The organism is Pedobacter sp. 10L46_2 (assembly GCF_056395165.1).
Genome location: NZ_JBFTIZ010000256.1, coordinates 1 through 6,129, shown reverse-complemented (window position 1 = coordinate 6,129; position 6,129 = coordinate 1). Strand labels below are relative to the sequence as shown.

At 37.2% G+C, this 6,129-nt stretch carries 4 protein-coding genes; all 4 read right to left on the bottom strand.

Annotated elements, in window-relative coordinates; genetic code table 11:
* Positions 1 to 1,164: glycoside hydrolase family 5 protein (locus AC1DDX_RS21385; protein WP_477622564.1), on the bottom strand; the 1,164-nt coding region annotated here is incomplete at its 3' end.
* 48 nt (positions 1,165 to 1,212) lie between these two features.
* The gene (locus AC1DDX_RS21380) at positions 1,213 to 2,616 is read right to left on the bottom strand and encodes a glycoside hydrolase family 30 protein (RefSeq protein WP_288880982.1); all 1,404 of its coding nucleotides are present in this window, start codon (positions 2,614 to 2,616) and stop codon (positions 1,213 to 1,215) included.
* Between the two features lie 67 nt (positions 2,617 to 2,683).
* The gene (locus tag AC1DDX_RS21375; protein ID WP_172659577.1) at positions 2,684 to 4,219 is read right to left on the bottom strand and encodes a RagB/SusD family nutrient uptake outer membrane protein; all 1,536 of its coding nucleotides are present in this window, start codon (positions 4,217 to 4,219) and stop codon (positions 2,684 to 2,686) included.
* An 11-nt stretch (positions 4,220 to 4,230) separates the two neighbouring features.
* The coding region (locus AC1DDX_RS21370; RefSeq protein WP_477622563.1) for a SusC/RagA family TonB-linked outer membrane protein at positions 4,231 to 6,129 on the bottom strand (1,899 nt) is incomplete at its 5' end.

Below are 6,129 nucleotides of genomic sequence, written 5' to 3'. Positions count from 1 at the left end.
ACTATAAACATTACTTTCTTTAGGTTTATTTCCATTTCCATTTATATAACTTACAACATCATTATAGTTCAGGTTAGATTTTATTTCCATTGGATTGTTGGCCCCAACTTTCTTTAGCGGCCACCATGCCCAACCAATATTATTAGTTTCAAATAAGCGAATGGCCTCGGTAAACCAAACATTTGAATTCTCTCCTGTCTCACCTAACCAAACAGGAATATTATACTGATCTCTTGTCTTGATCATATTTTCCGCCGATGCCTGATCATTATAGCTCCAGTATTTATGAAAGCTTAGAACCATATTATTGTCCCAAGGAGGAAGAATGCCATTATAATTATTTCCCCAGCCATTACCTTCAATTATAATAATGTGTTTTTTATCAACCTCTCTTATTGCTTTTGTGATATCAACCATTAATTTCTTTAATGGCTCATTCTTTTTTTCATTTATTCCATTCTTGTCTTTTGCAAGGTCCTCAAATCCCCAGTTAGGTTCGTTTATGATATCATATGCTCCAATCCAGGGTTCATTGACATATCGCTCTGCTAACTTCCTCCATAAAGCTATCGTTTTTTCCTGATTAGCAGGACTATCCCATAGTGACGGTTTTGAAGGGTCTCGATCTGAAATATTTAAATCATTTCCCTGTCCACCAGGTGCTGCATGAAGATCCAAAATTAAATACATCTGATTTGCCTTGCACCATGAAAGTAAAGAGTCTGTCATCGCAAATCCCTTGTCTAGCCAGGTATTTTGTCCCTTCACAGATTCTTTTTCAATAGGTAATGTATAAAGGTTATAATGCATTGGTAACCTGATTGAGTTAAAGCCCCATGCTTTCATTGAATCTACATCAATCTTTCTGGTATGATTGGCAAGCCACAGATCATAAAATTCCTGGGTTTGTTTCGCCCCCATTAACTCTTCAATTCTTTCCCGAATACGATATTGCTGACCTTCTTTATTTATTTTTAACATGTAACCCTCCTGGAGCATCCATCCCCCAAGACCAACTCCTCTTAATAATACATTCTCGCCCTTTTCATTTACAATCTTCTTTCCATCTGCCCTTAAAAAGCCCTGTGCCAAGCCAGACGTGGAATACAAAACAGATACCGCTATTATAAAAAATAGCCTGACTAATGTTAATTTTTGAAACATAAAAAGAGTATAAGTTAAATTGTGTGTTAAAGTTATTTTGAGGATATATTACCAGATATAGGTTGCAACATCACCATTGCCAATCGTATCGCTTAGTAATTTACCATTAAAGCTAATATTAAATGTTTGTGCATTCTTTCCACTATTGGCAATTATTAGTACTTTTTTTCCGTCAGGAGTTTTAAATGCAACATTAGAAAGCTCTTTGGGCTCGCTGGAAGCAATTCGCAGAGAACCAGGGCGAACAAATTTAGATGCATGCGCTATCGAATAATAGGCTAGGTTCCTTGTCACTTTATCTTCATCTATCGTAACTGCGCCCTGGCACATCGGGCATCCTCCTCTATCCGTAAAAGGTTTATTTTCAGGATCTGCTGCTAAATTCCATTCTAAAACATTTCTGCTCCAGTTTCTGGTAGCTCCTATAATGAGTCTTTTAATTGGTGATAAAATGTTGATCCTATTTTCGTTTGGATCTTCAATAACCATTTGTTCTGTAAAATAAATATTCTTGTCAGGATAGGCATTGTGCACATCTGTTAATGCCTCAATTTCTCCGCCGTAAAGATGAAAAGCAGACCCATCAATGTATTTCCTGGCATCAGGATCATTTAGAATCGTAATTGGATAATCAGGACGATCCGCATTATGGTCATATATAATAATCTTTGTCTTTAAACCGGCTTTCTGGAAAGCGGGTCCAAGGTTATTCTTAATAAAGATTGCCTGGTCAGGTGCCACCATCAGCAGGCTTGGGTTATTGCCAGGATGAAGTGGTTCATTTTGAATAGTAACAGCATCTATATGAATTCCTTCTTTACCCATATCCTGAATATACCTGACAAAGTATTTTGCATAAGCTTCATAAAATTCAGGTTTTAACATCCCCCCTCTTGCATCATAAGATGTTTTCATCCATAGCGGTGGCGACCAGGGCGACCCCATTATTTTGATATTTGGATTGATAGAAAGTATTTCTTTCATTACAGGAATTACATCTATTCGATCGGGACCCAATTCAAATTTGGTTTGCTCCAAATCTGTTTCTCCCTCAGCTAAATCATTATATGAAAATACTTTCTCATTTAGATCTGAGGCACCGATGGTCAGTCGTATATAGCTAACCCCAATATTATTACCATCAGTAGCAAATAATTCCTTTAACAAAGCTGCCCTTGCTTTAGGGCTCATTTTAATGAGATGTTGGGCGCTTCCTCCAGTTAACGCATAGCCAAAACCATCAATTGATTGGAAAGACTCTTTCTCATCAACTACAATGGTTGGATTGTTATTTTTTATGCCCGCAAATTTCAATATTCTTTTCTGTTTGGTAAATAGAACTGATTTATCTGCTTTTGTAAGCCATAGGCTCACATCATTTTGAGCATTTGCGACAAATGAAACAAATGTAATAACCAGCCCTAGAATTGAACTGAGCTTTTTTGATCTCATAATTATTAAGTGATGTATATTAGAAAACAGAAATAAGAGGTGGATGTCTTATCCACCTCTTAGCGCATTATTTAGTACCACCCCACTCTTTACTCTGAACTATCTTTGTATTATTTAGTTCACCATTTGGAATAGGTAATGTTTCATTTTTTCCGGCCACAAAACCTTTAAAGGCCAGTTTAGCAGGTGCAAGTCCCCAACGCACAAGATCAAACCAGCGCTGTCCTTCAGCTGCTAGTTCAATACGTCTTTCTTTTATTATATTATCCATGGTAACGTCCACTGGTTTCAATCCAACTCTGGCTCTTACTGCATTTAAAGCAGCATAAGCTCTGCTTCCTGCTCCAACAGCTCCTCCACTTTTCAATACAGCTTCAGCTTCCATTAAGTAAGTGTCGGCCAAACGTATTTCATAAAGATTATAAGGGAAGTTAAGTTCAAGCTGTCCGCTATTGGCTTTGGTGGATACTCTGCCAGCATACTTTTCAACAAAATAACCAGTATTATCGTTGGCGTGTTTATAAGTTACAATACCGGCCTTTTCAAGACTATCTAAATTTGCAACTGTTGGTTTATTACGAGGATCGAAGTGAATGAGTGCAAAGAACTCTTTAGTAAATGGCATAACACTCCATCCGGAAACATAATCCGGAGCTTTGTCAGGAATTAGAATATTGTAGTTCCGAGGGCCCGACATAATCCCAGCTACATTACCTTCGCCACTACCAACATTACCCCAGCCCATATTTGAAGTGCTGTTATAGGAAATCTCAAGAATGGATTCGGAATTGAATTTATTAGCGAGTTTATACAAGTCCTCAAACTTGCTCATTAGCACATAACCATATTTACTAGGCGTAGTACCGGGCGAAGGACCGTTTACATCTGCAAATTCAGTAGCGGCATCAGCAAATTTTTCCTGCCAAAGGTATACCTTACCGAGTACTGCATGAGCCGCTCCCTGGGTTAACCTTCCACCTTCAGTGTTTCTTGGAACCGTTAACGGAAGATTGGGGATAGCTTCTTTTAAATCCAATTCAATTTGTTTGTATACATCAGCAGGAGGAACCTGTAGGACATTATACCAATCACTCGTTTCAACGGGTTTTAAAATAAGGGGTATGTTCTTAAATATCCGAACCAGGTCGAAATAAAAGATAGCTCTTAAAGCTTTTGCTTCTGCAATATATCTGTTTTTGGTACTGGCATCCATTTGAATCTCCTCTACCTTTTGTAAAAATATATTGGCCCTATAAACCCCGGTAAAGCCTTTACCCCACAGATAACTTGGTGCTCCGGATAATGAACTTACTGTATAGTTATTCATTGCCTGCAGATCACCAAGATCAGATGGGGAATCACCTCCAGCGTAGTGATCATCAGACCCGGAAGAAAAAATATTTAGCTTGGTTAAATAGCCACCAGACTGGTTTCCAAATTGATCATACACCGAGATCAAACTACTAAAAGCCTGTTCAGGAGTTTTATAATAATTAGATTCAAGTATTCTTTCTCTGGGATTTACATCCAGATCCTTTTTACATGATCCCATGAATTGCGCTCCAATAAAAAGAGCAGCTATATATGTTAATTTATTTTTCATTTTGATGTTTATTAAAATCCAACATTTAATCCAACCATAAACGAACGTGCCTGCGGATAGATTCCTTTATCAACTCCAAATACAGTTCCTCCAATTTCAGGATCATACCCTGTGTACTTAGTTATGGTAAAAAGGTTTTCACTCATTACATAAACACGTACTTTTTGCGCACCAATTTTTTGAATTACATTTTTAGGAATGTTATATCCAAGCTGTAATGTTTTTAATCTGAAATAATCTCCTTTTTCAAGATATCTTCTTGTGAAATTAGTGTTGTTTTTGTTGTCGTCCTTTTCAACAACTCTTGGTATGGTAGTCGAAGGATTTGTAGGCGTCCAACGATTTAGGATGTCAGTTTGCCAGTTAGCAAATGTTACATCTAAACGACGTAAGCCTTGAAATATCATATTGCCACCTGCTCCACTTCCAAACACTACAAAATCAAATTTCTTATAGGCCATATTTATTGTTAGGCCATAAGTATATTTTGGAATCGGGCTTCCCAGATATGTCCTATCTGCTGCCTCAATCTGATTATCGCCATTTAAATTCGCGAACTTAACATCTCCGGGTTTTGCATTAGGCTGCAGCTTAGTTCCCCCTGGTCCGACATAACTATCAATTTCCGCTTGATTTTGAAAAATGCCAAGTGTTTCGTAACCATAGAATTCATTGAAAGAGTGCCCTATTCCTGTTCGGGTAATATTGCCCATACCCTGAAAGCTTTGGGCTTCATCTTCAATAAATAATTTACCTGTGGCAAGTTTAGTTACTTTGTTTTTTAAGAAGGAAACATTTCCATTTACGCCAAGGTTAAATTCTCCGAATGTTTTACGATATCCAAGTTCAAGTTCCAAACCCTTATTTTCCATATCTCCAATGTTTTGGGCTGGGGCTCCAGCTACACCTAGATAGCTTGGGGGTGTTGGATACTGAAGTACTCCAACTGTTTTCTTTTTATAAACGTCAAAGGCCAAAGTAAAGTTGGTGAATATAGTGGCATCAAAACCTAATGTTGTCTGGCGGGTTTCTTCCCATTTCAAATCCGGATTAGAAGGGGCTGCCGGGCTCCATCCTATTGAGCTGACATCTGTAGTTCCAAAAGTATAGTTCCGTCCACTTGAAACCAGGGCATTGTAAGCAAAATTGGAAATTTGATCATTACCTGTTACACCGTAACCCCCACGGATTTTAAAGAAATTTATAACGTTATTTTCCTTCCAGAAATTCTCTTTAGTAGGCACCCATCCTAATGAAAATGAAGGGAAGTATCCGAACTTATTGTTATCACCAAAACGCGATGAACCATCTCTTCTGATAATACCGGTAAAGAGGTATTTTTCGTCATAATTATAAGATATACGAGAAAATAAAGAGTTAACTTTATGAACTGTCCCATCGTTTCCATCTGCAGTTCTGTCTGCACTAACTGGTTTATAATTTAAATTTGCTTCTTCAAAGTTATTTGCAATAATATTGTTGAATGTCACATTTAAAGTTTTGACATTTTCATCAAGATAAATTCCCTGACCAACTATAATATTCGCATTATGCTTTCCAAACGTTTTTGAATAACTCAACGTGTTTTCAAAATTGTAATTCAAAACATTGTTCCAATTACGTACAAATGAGTTTTTAGTTCTGATATTGGATGAGTTTAAATAGGCAACCGGATTAAATGCATCATCGCCATAAAATGCAATCTTGGTTCCTAACGTTGATCTAAAAACTAAATCTTTAATAGGCTGTAGTTCTGCAAACGCATTTCCAATTATGTTATGATCCCAGCCATAATTCCCAAGTTTTGTTTGAATATAAGCAAGGGGATTAATTAATTCCTGGCCAACCCAAGGTGATAATCCAAATGGGTTTCCACTTTTATCTCTTAAAACATTTGGTGTTGTATATGG

Excerpts from the sequence above, each read along its gene's own strand:
- AC1DDX_RS21380 (WP_288880982.1), bottom strand. The coding sequence starts at position 2,616 with ATGAGATCAAAAAAGCTCAGTTCAATTCTAGGGCTGGTTATTACATTT.
- AC1DDX_RS21375 (WP_172659577.1), bottom strand. The coding sequence starts at position 4,219 with ATGAAAAATAAATTAACATATATAGCTGCTCTTTTTATTGGAGCGCAA.